This is a genomic window from Salipiger mangrovisoli, assembly GCF_015223355.1.
GTDB lineage: Bacteria > Pseudomonadota > Alphaproteobacteria > Rhodobacterales > Rhodobacteraceae > Salipiger > Salipiger mangrovisoli.
On the sequence record NZ_JADFFK010000001.1, the window covers coordinates 670130 to 684960 of the forward strand.

Consider the following 14831-nt stretch of genomic DNA (forward strand, 5'->3'; position numbering starts at 1 on the left):
CCTTGATCAGATCGCCGCGCTGTCTGTCATAAAAGCGTTACGTAACTGTCACAAAAGCATTGCCGACGACGCCTAGGCAGCGCCTCGAGGTTCCCGACCGGGGGACTGCAAATGACCAAACAGGAGCATTCCTATGCAATCCGTGAAACTCGCCGTTTCGGCACTCGCGCTCGCCGCTGCTTCGGCTTCCGCAGCTGCCGCACGTGACAACGTTCAGGTTGCCGGCTCGTCGACCGTGCTGCCCTACGCCTCGATCGTCGCCGAAGCCTTCGGCGAGAACTTCGACTTCCCGACCCCCGTCGTGGAATCGGGCGGCTCCTCGGCTGGCCTGAAGCGCTTCTGCGAAGGCGTCGGCGAGAACACCATCGACATCGCGAACGCCTCGCGCGCCATCAAGGACAAAGAGATCCAGGCCTGCGCAGACGCCGGTGTCACCGACATCATCCAGGTCCGCATCGGCTATGACGGCATCGTCTTCGCCTCGCAGAAGACCGGCCCCGAGTTCACCGCCTTCGAGCCCGCGGACTGGTACAACGCCCTGGCGCCGAAAGTCGTGAAAGACGGCGAACTGGTCGACAACCCGTACACCAAGTGGTCCGAGTTCAACGCCGATCTGCCGGACGTCGAGATCGCGGCCTTCATCCCGGGCACCAAGCACGGCACCCGCGAAGTCTTCGAAGAGAAGGTCCTTGCGGCTGGCTGTGAAGCCACCGGCGCGCTGGAAGCCATGGTCGCCTCGGGCATGTCCGAAGATGACGCGGAAGACGCCTGCATCTCGGTGCGCACCGACGGCAAGTCTGTCGACATCGACGGCGACTACACCGAGACCCTCGCGCGCATCGACAGCAACTCGAACGGCGTCGGCGTCTTCGGCCTGGCGTTCTACGAGAACAACACCGACAAGCTCAAGGTCGCGACCATGTCCGGCGTCGAGCCCTCGACCGAGACCATCGCCGCTGGCGACTACCCGGTGTCGCGTCCGCTGTACTTCTACATCAAGAAGGCCCACATCGGCGTCATCCCCGGCCTGAAGGAATTCGCAGAGTTCTTCGTCTCGGACGAGATCGCCGGCCCCGATGGCCCGCTGTCCGACTACGGCCTCGTGGCTGACCCGGAACTGGGCGCGACCCAGGACATGGTCGCCAACGAGGAAACCATGTAATCGGGCAATCTTTCCGATGCTCGGAGGGCGGTGCAGACCGCCCTCCGATTTTTGCTTTATGGTGAGTGATCACCAGACCAACCTGGGGGCCCGATGCCTGTTCTTTGGCTGATCCTGATCGTGCTCGCGCTGGCCTTCGCCGGCTTTGTCGCGGGGCGTGCGCGCGCCATCTCCGGTGCCGGAGACGATCGTCGCGCGCTGCATTCGCTGCCGAACTACTACGGCTGGAACGTCGCCATGAAGGTGATGGTCCCGGCCTTCCTTGTGCTGATCCTCTGGCTGATCGCGCAACCCTTCATCGTCAACACCAAGGCCACCGGCTTGCTGTCCGAGACCGCGGTCCCCGAGGGCTCGACCCTCGGCCTCGTGATGTCCGACGTGCGCCGGGTGGCCGATGGGCTCGACCTCGTGGTCGACCGCGGGCTGCTGAGTGCCGCAGAGGCCTCGGACCTCACCGCGGGTGCCTCCGACATCCGGGCCACGCTGGGCAACGCCGGGGTGGCCGTCGGCTCCGAGATCACCCCCGAGGTGCTGGCCGCGGCACAGAGCTACCGCGCCACCAATGCCACCGGCAATCTGCTGCGCTCGATCGTGGTGATCGGCCTGGCGTTGGTCGGCGGCGGGCTGGCACTGGCGCAGACCAAGCCCGACTTCCGGGCGCGCAACTCGGTCGAGCGCGGCATTCGCGCGATCCTCGTCGCTGCCGCCTCGCTGGCCATCCTGACCACCATCGGCATCGTGCTGTCGCTGGTCTTCAACACCATCGAGTTCTTCCGCATCTACCCGGCCTCGGAATTCTTCGGCTCCTTCACCTGGTCGCCGAGCTTCGGTGGCGGCTCGCAGCTCGGCATCTGGCCGCTGCTCTGGGGCACGCTCTACATCTCGCTCATCGCGCTGCTGGTGTCCGTGCCGATCGGGCTCTTCGCGGCGGTCTACCTGTCGGAATACGCCGGACCCAAACTGCGCGCCGTGGCCAAGCCGGCGCTGGAGCTGCTGGCCGGCATCCCGACCATCGTCTACGGCCTCTTCGCGCTGCTCACCGTGGGTCCGCTGCTGCTTTCGGTTTTCGGCCGCGACGGGCTGAACTGGATGCAGGCGGGCACCGCGGTGATGACCGCGGGGCTGGTGATGGGCATCATGCTCATCCCCTTCGTCAGCTCGCTCTCGGACGACATCATCAACGCCGTGCCGCAGTCGCTGCGTGACGGCTCCTACGGGCTTGGCGCCACCAAGTCCGAGACCATCAAGCAGGTGATCCTGCCCGCGGCGCTGCCGGGCATCGTCGGCGCGGTGCTGCTCGCCGCCTCGCGGGCCATCGGCGAGACGATGATTGTGGTGATGGGGGCAGGGGCCGCGGCACGGCTCTCGCTCAACCCCTTCGACGCGATGACAACCGTCACCGCCAAGATCGTCAGCCAGCTGACCGGCGACGCGGATTTCGCCTCGCCCGAGGCGCTGGTGGCCTTCGCCCTCGGCATGACGCTCTTCGTCATGACCCTCGGCCTCAATGTCTTCGCACTCTACATCGTGCGCAAATACCGGGAGCAGTACGACTGATGACCGACGCGACCTTTACCGGCGGCAAGGAGCCCGCCAAGCACGGCCTGCTGACCCTCGACGCGCGCACCAAGAAGCGCAATGCCTCCGAGAAGCGCTTCCGCATCTACGGCCTCGCGGCGATCGGCGCGGGGGTGTTCTTCCTCGTGGTGCTGCTGACCGCCATCGTCTCGAACGGCATCGGTGCCTTCCAGCAGACCTTCATCGAGGTGCCGGTCTACCTGGAGGAAGCCAAGCTCGACAAGACCGGCAACCGCGACCCGGCGGAAATGGCCAAGGTCTCGACCTTCGGCTACAGCCCGCTGATCCAGAACGCGCTGTGGAAGGTCATCGTCGACAGCGGCGCCGAGACCGAGTTCGAAGAAGGCAAGGACATCAAGGAGATGATCTCGGCCTCGGCCGCTGCCAAGGTGCGCGACTGGGTGCTGGCCAACCCCGACCGCGTCGGCGAGACGGTGGACTTCCAGATCCTCGCCTCCAGCCGCGTCGATGGCTATCTCAAGGGCCGCGTGAGCCGCGAGAGCATCGCCCAGGACAAGAACATCGCCGCCGGGCATCTCGACCTCGTCGACGTGCTGCGCGAGCAGGGCGTGGTGCACAAGAGCTTCAACTGGGACTTCATCACCGGCGCCGACGCCTCCGAAAGCCGCGCCGAACAGGCCGGCCTGGGTGTGTCGATGCTGGGCTCGCTCTTCATGATGATCACCGTGCTGCTGCTGGCGCTGCCGATCGGCGTCGCCGCCTCGATCTACCTCGAGGAATTCGCGCCCACGAACCGCTTCACCGATTTCATCGAGGTGAACATCTCGAACCTCGCCGCGGTGCCCTCGATCGTCTTCGGCATCCTCGGCCTCGCGGCCTTCATCCAGTTCGCGCATCTGCCGCAGTCGGCGCCTCTGGTCGGCGGCCTGACGTTGACGCTGATGACCCTGCCGACCATCGTGATCTCGACCCGCGCCGCGCTGAAGGCGGTGCCGCCGTCGATCCGCGATGCCGCGCTGGGGGTGGGCGCCTCGAAGATGCAGGCCACCTTCCACCACGTGCTGCCGCTGGCCATGCCGGGCATCCTGACCGGCACGATCATCGGCCTGGCGCAGGCGCTCGGCGAAACCGCGCCGCTGCTGCTGATCGGCATGGTCGGCTATATCGCCACCAACTACCCCGAAGGGGTTTTCTCGGGCTTCCTGTCGCCGAACTCGGCGATGCCCGCGCAGATCTACGAATGGGCCAAGCGCGCCGACCCGGCCTATTACGAGCGGGCCTGGGGCGGGATCATCGTCCTGCTGCTGTTCCTGCTCGCCATGAACCTGATTGCCATCGTTCTGCGCCGCAAGTTCGAGCGCCGCTGGTAAGGTATAAGGATACTCAAGATGTACGACTCGCCATTGAGGAAGACCGAAGTGGACACCAACGCAAGCAAGATCTCCGCCCGTGACGTGCAGGTCTATTATGGCGACACCCACGCCATCAAGGACGTCAACGTCGAGATCCTCGACAAGACGGTGACCGCCTTCATCGGCCCGTCGGGCTGCGGCAAGTCCACCTTCCTGCGCACGCTGAACCGGATGAACGACACCATCGACATCTGCCGCGTCGAGGGGCTCATCGAGCTCGACGGCGAGGACATCTACGACAAGCGCGTCGACCCGGTGCAGCTGCGCGCCAAGGTCGGCATGGTGTTCCAGAAGCCGAACCCGTTCCCGAAGTCGATCTACGACAACGTCGCCTACGGCCCGCGCATCCACGGGCTCGCCCGCAACAAGGCCGAGCTCGACGAGATCGTCGAGAAGGCGCTGCGCCGCGGTGCCATCTGGAACGAGGTGAAGGACCGTCTGGACTCTCCGGGCACCGGGCTTTCGGGCGGCCAGCAACAGCGCCTCTGCATCGCCCGCGCCGTGGCCACCGAACCCGAGGTGCTGCTGATGGACGAGCCCTGTTCGGCGCTCGACCCCATCGCCACCAGCCAGGTCGAAGAGCTGATCGACGAGCTGCGCGAGAACTACTCGGTGGTGATCGTGACGCACTCGATGCAGCAGGCGGCCCGTGTCAGCCAGAAGACCGCCTTCTTCCACCTCGGCAACCTGGTGGAATACGGCGACACCAGCCAGATCTTCACCAACCCCGTGGACCCGCGCACGGAATCCTACATCACCGGACGGATCGGATAAGGCATGACCGACGAGCTGAAGAAACACATCGCCTCGGCCTTCGACCGCGATCTCGAGGCCATCCAGGCGCAGATCCTCAAGATGGGCGGGCTGGTCGAGGTGGCGATCCACGACGCGGCGCTCTCGCTCGAGACCCGCGACGAGGAACTGGCCGACAAGGTGCGCGCCGGCGACAAGGCGATCGACGCGCTCGAAGAGCTGCTCAACGAAGAGGCCGCGCGGGTCATCGCCCTGCGCGCTCCGACCGCGCGCGACCTGCGCGTCGTGCTCTCGGTCATGCGCATGGCCTCCAACCTCGAGCGCATCGGCGATCTGTCGAAGAACATGGCCAAGCGCACCGCGGTGCTCTCGCAGCTGGCGCAGATCGACGGCTCGGCCACCGCACTGCGGCGCATGTCGCGCGACGTCGAGCACATGCTGAAGGACGCGCTCGACGCCTACATCCGCCGCGACGAGGCGCTCGCCCGTGACGTCATCGACCGCGACCGCGACGTCGACCAGATGTACAACACCCTGTTCCGCGAGTTCCTGACCTTCATGCTCGAGGACCCGCGCAACATCACCTCCTGCATGCATCTGCATTTCATCGCCAAGAACGTCGAGCGCATGGGCGACCACGTGACGGCGATCGCAGAGCAGGTGATCTTCCTGGCCACCGGCCAGATGCCCAAGGAGGACCGCATCAAGGAAGACCGCACCTCCTCGGATCCGGCGCTCAGCTCCGGCATGGACCTGGGGTAGGGACATGGCTGCTGATCAACCCACCGTGCTCGTCGTCGAGGACGAGCCGGCGCAGCGCGAGGTGCTGCGCTACAATCTCGAGGCCGAAGGCTTCCGCGTCGCCGCCGCCGGCAACGGCGAGGAGGCGCTGGTGCTGCTCGAGGAAGAGAACCCCGATGTCGTGGTGCTCGACTGGATGCTGCCCAATCTCTCGGGCATCGAGGTCTGTCGGCAGATCAAGACCCGCTCCGACACCCGCAGCCTGCCGGTGATCATGCTCTCGGCCCGCTCCGAGGAGGTGGACCGCATCCGCGGCCTCGACACCGGGGCGGACGACTACGTGGTGAAACCCTATTCGCTGCGTGAGCTGATGGCGCGGGTGAAGGCGCAGCTGCGCCGGGCGCGCCCCTCGGCCGCCGGGCTGCGGCTCGAATTCGAGGACATCGTGCTCGATTCCGAGACTCACCGCGTCACCCGCGACGGCCAGGAACTGAAGCTCGGCCCGACCGAGTTCCGCCTGCTCTCGACCTTCATGGAGAAGCCCGGCCGTGTCTGGTCGCGCGAACAGCTGCTCGACCGGGTCTGGGGCCGCGACATCTACGTCGACACGCGCACCGTCGACGTGCACATCGGCCGGCTGCGCAAGGCGCTTGGCGCGCATGGCGGAAACGATCCGCTGCGCACGGTGCGCGGGGCCGGCTACGCGCTCGGCTGAGCGCGGACCGGCCTTCAGCACCAAGACGAAGGGCGGCCCCAGGGCCGCCCTTTCGCATCGTGCTCGCGTGTCCTTCTTCTAGGCGGAAATATCCCGGGGGAGGCCGCCGCAGGCGGGCGGGGGCAGAGCCCCCTTCCGCTCGGACGGGTCAGCCCGCCGCGCCGGTCTCGACCTCCACCTCCACCGAGAAGCCGGGCCGCAGCGCCGCGGCATCCTGGCCCGGATCGATGGAGATGCGCACCGGCAGGCGCTGCGCGATCTTGGTGAAGTTCCCGGTCGCGTTGGAGCCCGCCAGCAGGCTGAACTCCGAGGCGGCGGCCGGAGAGAACCCCTGAACGTGGCCGCGGAATGCCCGTCCGCCAAGCGCATCGACGGTGAAGCGCACCGGCTGGTCGGCGCTGAGCCCGGCCAGCGCGGTTTCCTTGATGTTGGCGATCACCCAGAGCTCGGTGCCGACGTGGCTGACCAGCGTCGTGCCCGCGGTGACATATTGCCCCACATGCGCCGAGACCTGTCCGAGCCGCCCGTCGGCCGGGGCGTGGATTTCCGTGTGATCAAGGTCGATCTGCGCCAGTTCCACCGCCGCCTCGGCGCTGGTCACATCGGCCTTGCGCGCGGCGATCTGAAGCCGCGCGCTGGCGGTGGCCTCGCGGCTCACCTGCCGCTGCGCCTCGGCCTGCCGGACCGCGGCCTGCGCCTGGCGCAGCGCGAGGTCGGTCTGATCGGCGCTCGATTGCGAGGTGACGCCGCGCTCGCGCAGCTTGGTCATCCGGCCCGCGTCGGTCTGCGCGGTTTCCAGCGTCGATTGCGCCGCCGCCAGCGCCGCCTCGGCGGCCTGCTCCGAGGCGCTGGCCGAGCGCACGCTCTGTTCGGCGACATCGACCGCAGCCCTGGCGGCGTCGAGGCTAGCCTTGGCCTGCGCCAGCTTCTGGCGGTAGGTCGAGGGCTCGATCCGGGCGATCAGATCGCCGGCGCGGACGTCCTGGAAGTCGGAGACCGCCACCTCTGAGAGCGTGCCCGGAAGCTGCGGGGCCAGCTGGGTGACCTTGCCGCGCAGGTAGGCGTTCTCGGTCGAGGGATGCGCCGGGGCGAAGGGCGGCAAGTGCCAGGCAAAGAGCAGGAGCAGCACGCCGGCGAGGCCGATGGCAGAGGCGATGAGGGTCGGGAGGGAGAGGAATTTCTTCATGGGTCTTGCTCGGGAGGATCAGGAGGGTTGCGGCGCCGGCGCGGTGCGCGCCATGCGCGCCGCCAGCCAGTCGCGGAAAAGATGCAGCGCCAGCGCGCAGAGGGAGAGAAGCGCGACGATGCCGGTGAGGAAATAGGCGTCATTATAGGCCATGACGGTGGCCTGCTGCGATGCGGTGGAGGCCAGCTGCGCGACCGCCTGGGCCTTGATCACGGCGCTGTCCTGCAGCTGCGGTGCAAGCTGCTGCATGGTACCGGCAAGGGTCGCGGTGACGCGGCCGTCGCCCCCGGTCAGCTGCTCGGAGAGCACCTGCATGTGAAAGGCCTGCCGCTCGTTGATCGCCGTGCGGAAGAGGCCCGAGCCGAGGATACCGCCCGCGCTCTGCGTCACCAGGAAGATGATGACGAAAGACAGCAGGTACATCGGCCCCTTGCTGAGGGCGGCGATCAGCCCCTTCATCATCGCGGGCGCCATGAAGAGCATCGAGGCAAAAGCGATCAGCGCCTGGCTGACGATCATCTGTTCGGGCCGGGTCTGCAGGGTCGAGCCGCTGTCCATGAAGGCCCCAAGCGCGATGAGCGCAAGCGCGATGGCGTGGTAGGCGGGCTCGCGTCCCGGTGTCATCCAGCCGACGCAAGCCAGCGCGCCGAAGAGGTTGGCCGCGCAGATCACCGCGAAGAGTCCGGCCATCTGGGCATTGGCGAGGCCGAGAGCCTGGAACATCCCCGGCGCGCCGCTGCTCTGCTCGGACAGGAGCAGGCGGAAGAGAAAGAGGGTGAAGGCAAGGTGCAGCATCGTCGGGGTCATCAGCCAGCGGATGTCGATCAGCGGCGCCTCGCGGTGCAGTTCGATGACGACCGCCACGGTCAGCGCGGCCAGCGAGGCGGCGAGCAGCAGGCCGAGCCATCCGAGGTCGGTCCACCAGTGGATCGGCCCGAGGATGAACCCGGTGACCAGCCCGCCGAGGCCGAAGGCGATCAGCCCGAAACTGAGGAAGTCCGTGGACTGGATCACCTTGGCATGCGGCATGGGAGTCAAAGGCAGCAGGTAGACCAGCATCAGGCAGATCATCGACAGGCCCAGCGTCGTCAGGTGAATCCCGATCAGCCCGCCGTCGCCGATGAGCATCGGCGAGACGATCCGCGCCAGCGAGGGACCGGTGGTGAGCAGCACCAGCGCCATCGGCAGGCCGAGCCGCAGCTTCCACTGCTGCGCCAGCGGCTCCAGGATATAGAGGAAGGCCAGCGTCGAAAGCGGCGCGGCGGCCACGCCCGACAGGAATTGCAGCACCACCGCCGAACGCAGGTCGTCGATCCAGACCGAGGCCAAGGCCACCAGCACATAGGCGACGATGCCGATCTCGGCAAAGCGCCGCAGCCCATATTGGGTGCGCAGCTTGATCAGCATGATCGTCAGCGACGCCCGCGGGATCATGTAGGCGGCCATGAGCCAGCTCGCCTGCGTTGTGGTGATGCCAAGGTCTCCGGCGATCTGCGGCAGGTTGGCCGAGATGAAGCCCTGACCCAGGCCCTGCGTCAGCCCCAGCATCACCGCAGCCAGGACATAGGGAAGGGCGCGCCCGAGCGGCAGTCCGGGTGCGGGCTGCGGCGGCGTGGCGGCCGCAGCGGGGGCTGTGTCTGATGCGCTGGCCATTGCTATCTGAGCCCCTTGGCGTTCTGCGCGATCCGCTCCAGCGTGCGCTGCGCGACGTCCTGGTCCCCGGCGGGAATATCCGCGAGCAGATCGGCACGCACCCGCTCCAGGAAGCCGGTGATCTTGCTCGACCGTGCCCTTTGCGTCAGGTGCAGCGCGCGCTTGCGGGCGTCGCCGTCCAGCGCCCGGCGCTCGATGAAACCGCTGGCTTCCAGCGCGTCGAGTTGCCGCTTCAGCGCCGGGGCCTCGATGCCGAGGGCGCAGGCCAGCTCGGCCTGCGTTGCCCCCTCGCGGCGCGCCAGTTCCGAAACCACCCGGGCGCGCGAGAAGGTCAGCCCGACCTCCTGTGCGCTGGTGTCGTAATGGGTTCGGATCTCGCGCATGGCCTCGAGCAATGCTTCGAGCAGACGGGTCTGGGGATCGTTGGGGGTGTCGGGATCGGACATGGCGGAGCTGTTCTGGTTACTTAACTTGAGAATTACTTATCATGATAAGTTTAAACCGCAAGCGGGGTTCACAGAGGAGTGACCCGGGGGCAGGGAGGGCTTGGCGGGATGCAAGCCCTCGCGTAGATGCGGGTCCGATGCACCGCGCTGTTGCCGGACGCTTTGGCCGGACATGGGAAAAGCGCAGGCTCGGGCTTGCGCCTGCGCTGAAAAGGGCCTATAGGCGCGCCCACGAGAACGCCGCAAGCGGGGTCGGGCCTTTGGGGGAGACATCCCCAATCGTCCACCGGTTGTCCGAGAGGATGAGCCCCCGCCGAGGATTTATGAAACCGGAAAGGATAACGGACATGGCTCTTCCCGAGTTCACCATGCGCCAGCTGCTTGAAGCAGGCGTGCACTTTGGCCACCAGACGCAGCGCTGGAACCCCCGTATGGGCGAGTTCATCTACGGTGCGCGCAACGGCATCCACATCATGGACCTGACGCAGACCGTCCCGATGCTGGACGCTGCTCTGAAAGCGATCCGTGACACCGTCGCCAAGGGCGGTTCGGTGCTCTTCGTCGGCACCAAGCGTCAGGCACAACAGCCGATCGCAGAAGCTGCCGAGAAATGCGCTCAGTTCTACATGAACCACCGCTGGCTGGGCGGCACGCTCACCAACTGGCAGACCGTTTCGCAGTCGATCCAGCGTCTGAAGACCATCGACGAGCGCATGGAAGCCGGTGCCGAAGGCCTCACCAAGAAAGAGCGCCTTGGCATGGAACGCGACCAGACGAAGCTTCAGGCTTCGCTCGGCGGCATCCGCGAAATGGGCGGCCTGCCCGACATGCTCTTCGTCATCGACGTGAAGAAAGAAGCGCTGGCCGTGGCCGAAGCCAACAAGCTGGGCATCCCGGTTGTCGCCATCGTCGACACCAACTGCTCGCCCGATGGCGTGGACTACATCATCCCCGGCAACGATGACGCGGCCCGCGCCATCTCGCTCTACTGCGACCTCGTCTCGCGCGCAGCCCTGGACGGCATGACCGGCCAGATGGAAGCCGCTGGCGTCGACCTCGGCGCCCTGGAAGACGCGCCGGCAGAAGAGCTGCTCGCCGAAGCCAACGCCGGCAAGTAAGCCGGTCGCGCCCGCCGCGCATCGCGGGGCGGGCGCAACGGTCGCTCTCGCGGCAAGGATTGCACCGGCGCTCTTGCGCCTTGGCGTGCACTGTCGCGAAAGCGTCACGAAGTCATGACAGGAGCGGGTGGCCCGGGGCAGGGCCGCCCCACCGCATTTGAGATGAGGAGAGCCGAGATGGCGATCACTGCTGCACAGGTGAAAGAACTGCGCGAGATGACCGGCGCAGGCATGATGGATGCCAAGAAAGCGCTGACCGAGACCGACGGCGACATGGAAGCCGCCATCGACTGGCTGCGCACCAAGGGCCTTGCGAAGGCTGCGAAGAAGTCCGGCCGCACCGCGGCAGAGGGCCTCGTTGCCGTGCGCGTCGAAGGTGGCGTGGGCGTTGCCGTCGAGGTGAACGCCGAGACCGACTTCGTTGCCAAGAACGCCGAGTTCCAGGCCATGGTGAGCGACATCGCCGGCGCGGCCCTGACCGTGGACAGCGTGGAAGCGCTGAACGACGCGGCCATCGAGGGCAAGAAGGTGTCGGAAGTCATCACCGACAAGATCGCCAAGATCGGCGAGAACATGACCCTGCGCCGCATGGCCAAGATCGAAGGCGAAGTCGTCTCGACCTACGTGCACAATGCGGCAGCTGCTGGCCTCGGCCAGATCGGCGTGCTGGTTGCCATGACCGGCGGCAGCGACGAGTTCGGCAAGCAGGTCGCGATGCACATCGCAGCCTCGAACCCGGCCTCGCTGAACGAAGCCGAGCTTGACCCGGCCATCGTCGAGAAAGAGCGTCAGGTGCAGATCGACATCGCGCGCGAGTCGGGCAAGCCCGAAGCCGTGATCGAGAAGATGATCGTTGGCCGGATGAACAAGTTCCTCGCCGAGATCACCCTGCTGGGTCAGCCCTTCGTGGTGAACCCCGACGTGACCGTCGAGCAGGCCGCAAAAGAGGCCGGCGCCACCATCACCGGTTTCATCCGCCTGCAGGTGGGCGAAGGCATCGAGAAGGTGGAAGAGGATTTCGCGGCAGAAGTGGCCAAGGCCGCTCAGGGCTGATCGCCCTCGCATCCTGATCGAAAAGGGGCACCTTCGGGTGCCCCTTTTTTTGTCTCAGACGCAAGGCAGCGGAGCAGCGCACCGACCCCGGGAGCAATGTTCTGAAGAATTCCCTTCGGAAAGAAGGCGGTGCCCGCGGCGGAGCGCAAGAAACGCGGCCTGGGGCCAATTCCCGGAGCAGCGGCATCGTGATCTGGCCGCTCACTGCGCGCCGGATGTCATGGGCCCGAAAGACGTGCAGCCGCCCCTTGGGACGGCTGCACTACCTGAGGTGTATGGCACCCCAAAAACATTTGGGGATGAGGCCGGGGCGCCAATTCAGGAGCGCCAAGCCGCACCCGAGCGAAAATTTCTCGGGGTCGACTCGGCTCCGGTATAACCGGAAGGCTGGCAGAGCCCCGAAATCGCGGGGAATGACAGTCTTGAGTTCCATGGCCAAAGCCACCACTCACGGAACACTCGAAGTGTGCAACGTCAGGCGACCTAGGGGAAGGGGTGGCAGATCAGAAGGCGCGATTTAGATCCGATTTTGGAAAATTTTCGGCCACAGTTTCACAAAAACGAAAGTTATCAATAAGAGAATGCAAAACCATCGCCTCATTTGGCATCATGCAAGCGTATTGTTTCGCCAGTTGATTCGACAATTGCACAAAGTTAACTTCTTTACACTCATATACCGAGGATGAACATTTGATTAAGAAATGTCGCCTTGGCGACAGCTTGCGCCGTCGTTTCCACGTTGAGTGTGTCCCGCGCGCGACGCAGATGCTTCTCGACGGTGGCCTGGGTGAGCCCCATGATCTGCGCAATGTCCTGCATCGTCTTGCCATCACCGACCCATTCCAGCGCTTCGCGCTGGCGCGGAGTCAGCGACTGATCGGGCGGAATGTAGGGCAGGGTGAGCACACGCAGGTGCAGCACGTTGTTGCAGACCATAATCATGTCGCCATGCGCGGCCCAAATGCGCTCGACGTCCTCCTGGGACATGCCGGGGCGGGCGGTGAGCGCGATGGCCCCCTTGGCCCGGCGCGAGAGGGATTTGAACCCGATGGTATACCCGGCCGTGACCTGCTGCGAGGCATTGAAGGCGACGACCCGACGCGCCTCGGAGCTCAGCTCGCCGCGCGCGATGGCGGCGGCCGTTGCGCCCCAGGAGCGCGGACCGTCGTGCTCCAGCGCCCAGCGGACCATCGGCGAGTGGCGGTAGAGCCCGTTGCCGATGAATTCGCGCGTATAGGCCGGCCGGTGGTTGGTCAGCACCAGGAAATCGTTGGGATCGCCAAGCGAGGTCGGCGTGCGATAGCGGGTGAAACCATAGAGAAGACGATCGAACCCATATCCGGCCATCCGCGCCACATGCATCGACCAGGCGGTCTCGATGCTGTCGGCGTTGGTCAGCGCCAGAAGGTGAGCCCGATCGTCCGGGGTCATCGCCTAGCGGTCCAGATGCGAGACCAGCGCGTCCATCGCCAGCGTGTAGCCGCGCGGCCCGAAGCCGCAGATCACGCCAAGCGCGACCTTTGCGATATAGCTCACGTGGCGGAATTCCTCGCGCGCGTGGACGTTCGACAGGTGCAACTCGATGGTCGGCACTTCGGCAGAGCTGATTGCATCCATCAGGGCGACAGAGGTATGCGTATAGGCGCCGGCGTTGAGGATGATGCCATCCTTGGTGCCGCGTGCGGCGTGGATCGCGTCGATCATCGCGCCTTCGTGGTTGCTCTGCGCGAAGTCGAGTGCAACGCCAAGCGTTTCGGCGTGGGCGTGGCACATGGCCTCGACGTCGGCAAGGGTCGTACGGCCGTAAACTTCCGGCTGGCGCAGGCCTAGCAGGTTGAGGTTGGGGCCGTTGAGGATGAGCAGCGAATGCATTGGAAAGTCTCCGGGTCGTTCGCGCCCAGATAGCGCGCGGGGGATCGTCTTGTCCAGAAAACCCGCTCAGCGCGGCCCATGCGGGCGGTGCCGGCGCAGCAGGACGCCCGCGGCAAGCGCAACCGTCAGCGCCGCGAGAAGCGTGGTGATGTCGCTCGACAGCTCGGCAATCTGTGGAATGAAGGGCGCGAAGCTGGCGCCGAGCGCCATGTAGCTGCTGGCCCAGACGATCTCGCCGGCGAGATCGGCGAGCAGAAAGCGCGGCCAGCCCAGCCCGCCGGCACCGGCCACGACATTCATTGCCGGACCGAGCGGCGCGATCAGCCAGCGCGACAGGAACACGGCCATCGGCCCGCGCGCGGCGAGCAGCGCGAGCGCCCGCCGGGTGGTCGGATCATCGCGCTGCGCGACCTTCGGGCCGAGAAGACGGCCGAGCCAGAACCCGAGCTGATCGCCCAGCACCGCGGCGCAGAGCGCGGTGAGCATTGTGGCGACGACGGGCAGCTCACCGGCGGCGGCCAATGTGCCGGCCACGAGCAGCATCAGCGACGCGGGCAGCATCGGCACGCCAAGCGAGGCAAAGGTGATCGTGGCGCCAAGGATCGGCAGCCCGAGTTCCGGCAGCAGCGCCAGCACGGTGTCGCTGAAGCTGCCGCTGACCTCCGTCATCGCTTTTGCGCCGCGATGACGTCCGCGACCTCGGTCAAGAGCTGCGCCAGGGGCTCGCCGCGTCGATCGGCAATTTCCTCGAGGCTCAGCGGATCGCCGGGCTGCGGCGTGAGGCCGAGCGCCGGGCCAAGACTGCGGTGCGTCAGGTGGTGCGAGCGCTCGAGGTAGCCGAGCGTCATCCATCCCTCGGGCGCGACGTTCCGATGCGCGGGGTCTGCCCAGTAGAGCGCGTGGCGCACCGTGCGCACGCCGACCAACGTCGCGGCGGCGAGCGCGAGGGAGAGGATGGCGATCAGGACGCGGCGGCTTGTCGTGTGGCGCATTTGGTCAGGATGCGAGGATTTCGGCAGCACGTCAAAGCTTTAACCGGAAACAACCGTCCAGGTGTGGACGGATTAAAACTACATAATACCAATTATGAGAAATACACACGGATGTAGCAGCAAAGCTAAAATGTCACCCATGAACAATTCAGGAATGTCACTCTCCCCGCAAAATGATGCGAGGACGAG

Annotated in this window: 15 protein-coding genes; 8 read left to right on the top strand and 7 right to left on the bottom strand. The window is 66.0% G+C overall.

Going from position 1 to position 14831, the window contains the following annotated elements; genetic code table 11:
- The first annotated feature begins 133 nt into the window (after positions 1-133).
- From IQ782_RS03335 to phoB, 6 genes are all read left to right on the top strand, one after another.
- Entirely contained in the window at positions 134-1162 is a 1029-nt protein-coding gene (locus IQ782_RS03335; protein WP_194133160.1) for a substrate-binding domain-containing protein, read from the top strand.
- A 93-nt stretch (positions 1163-1255) separates the two neighbouring features.
- The gene (gene pstC / locus IQ782_RS03340; RefSeq protein WP_194133161.1) at positions 1256-2719 is read left to right on the top strand and encodes a phosphate ABC transporter permease subunit PstC; all 1464 of its coding nucleotides are present in this window, start codon (positions 1256-1258) and stop codon (positions 2717-2719) included.
- Positions 2719-4071: a phosphate ABC transporter permease PstA gene (gene pstA, locus IQ782_RS03345; protein ID WP_194133162.1), complete on the top strand. Its 1353-nt coding sequence runs from the start codon at positions 2719-2721 to the stop codon at positions 4069-4071. The genes pstC and pstA overlap by 1 nt, the downstream gene beginning before the upstream one ends.
- Before the next feature lie 18 nt (positions 4072-4089).
- Positions 4090-4887, top strand: a complete 798-nt coding sequence (pstB, locus tag IQ782_RS03350) for a phosphate ABC transporter ATP-binding protein PstB (protein ID WP_194133163.1) — start codon at positions 4090-4092, stop codon at positions 4885-4887.
- Positions 4888-4890: 3 nt separating this feature from the next.
- Positions 4891-5628, top strand: a complete 738-nt coding sequence (phoU, locus tag IQ782_RS03355; RefSeq protein WP_194133164.1) for a phosphate signaling complex protein PhoU — start codon at positions 4891-4893, stop codon at positions 5626-5628.
- A 4-nt stretch (positions 5629-5632) separates the two neighbouring features.
- Positions 5633-6322 carry a phosphate regulon transcriptional regulator PhoB gene (gene phoB, locus IQ782_RS03360; protein ID WP_194133165.1) on the top strand — a complete coding sequence of 230 codons (690 nt, stop codon included), beginning with the start codon at positions 5633-5635 and terminating at the stop codon, positions 6320-6322.
- 148 nt (positions 6323-6470) lie between these two features.
- Here the strand turns inward: phoB and IQ782_RS03365 are convergent, their stop codons facing one another.
- Genes IQ782_RS03365 through IQ782_RS03375 form a run of 3 tightly spaced genes read right to left on the bottom strand, consistent with a single transcriptional unit; the run spans position 6471 to position 9607 of the window.
- On the bottom strand, positions 6471-7508 hold the full coding sequence (locus IQ782_RS03365) for an HlyD family secretion protein (RefSeq protein WP_194133166.1): 1038 nt from the start codon (positions 7506-7508) through the stop codon (positions 6471-6473).
- An 18-nt stretch (positions 7509-7526) separates the two neighbouring features.
- Positions 7527-9161 carry an efflux MFS transporter permease gene (locus IQ782_RS03370; protein ID WP_194133167.1) on the bottom strand — a complete coding sequence of 545 codons (1635 nt, stop codon included), beginning with the start codon at positions 9159-9161 and terminating at the stop codon, positions 7527-7529.
- A 2-nt stretch (positions 9162-9163) separates the two neighbouring features.
- Entirely contained in the window at positions 9164-9607 is a 444-nt protein-coding gene (locus tag IQ782_RS03375) for a MarR family winged helix-turn-helix transcriptional regulator (RefSeq protein WP_194133168.1), read from the bottom strand.
- A gap of 347 nt (positions 9608-9954) precedes the next feature.
- Between IQ782_RS03375 and rpsB the strand changes: the two genes are divergently transcribed.
- Together rpsB and tsf are read left to right on the top strand one after the other, a co-directional pair.
- The gene (gene rpsB / locus IQ782_RS03380) at positions 9955-10725 is read left to right on the top strand and encodes a 30S ribosomal protein S2 (RefSeq protein WP_194133169.1); all 771 of its coding nucleotides are present in this window, start codon (positions 9955-9957) and stop codon (positions 10723-10725) included.
- 177 nt (positions 10726-10902) lie between these two features.
- Entirely contained in the window at positions 10903-11778 is an 876-nt protein-coding gene (tsf, locus tag IQ782_RS03385) for a translation elongation factor Ts (protein WP_194133170.1), read from the top strand.
- Between the two features lie 669 nt (positions 11779-12447).
- On the opposite strand, the gene IQ782_RS03390 is transcribed toward tsf, so the two are convergent.
- The 4 genes from IQ782_RS03390 to IQ782_RS03405 form a co-directional block, all read right to left on the bottom strand.
- Positions 12448-13209: a helix-turn-helix transcriptional regulator gene (locus IQ782_RS03390; protein WP_194133171.1), complete on the bottom strand. Its 762-nt coding sequence runs from the start codon at positions 13207-13209 to the stop codon at positions 12448-12450.
- Between the two features lie 3 nt (positions 13210-13212).
- Positions 13213-13650: a type II 3-dehydroquinate dehydratase gene (gene aroQ, locus IQ782_RS03395; RefSeq protein WP_194133172.1), complete on the bottom strand. Its 438-nt coding sequence runs from the start codon at positions 13648-13650 to the stop codon at positions 13213-13215.
- A 66-nt stretch (positions 13651-13716) separates the two neighbouring features.
- Positions 13717-14319 carry a DedA family protein gene (locus IQ782_RS03400; RefSeq protein ID WP_194133173.1) on the bottom strand — a complete coding sequence of 201 codons (603 nt, stop codon included), beginning with the start codon at positions 14317-14319 and terminating at the stop codon, positions 13717-13719.
- Positions 14316-14642: a hypothetical protein gene (locus tag IQ782_RS03405; protein ID WP_194133174.1), complete on the bottom strand. Its 327-nt coding sequence runs from the start codon at positions 14640-14642 to the stop codon at positions 14316-14318. Before IQ782_RS03405 ends, IQ782_RS03400 begins: the two co-directional genes overlap by 4 nt.
- Positions 14643-14831: the final 189 nt, after the last annotated feature.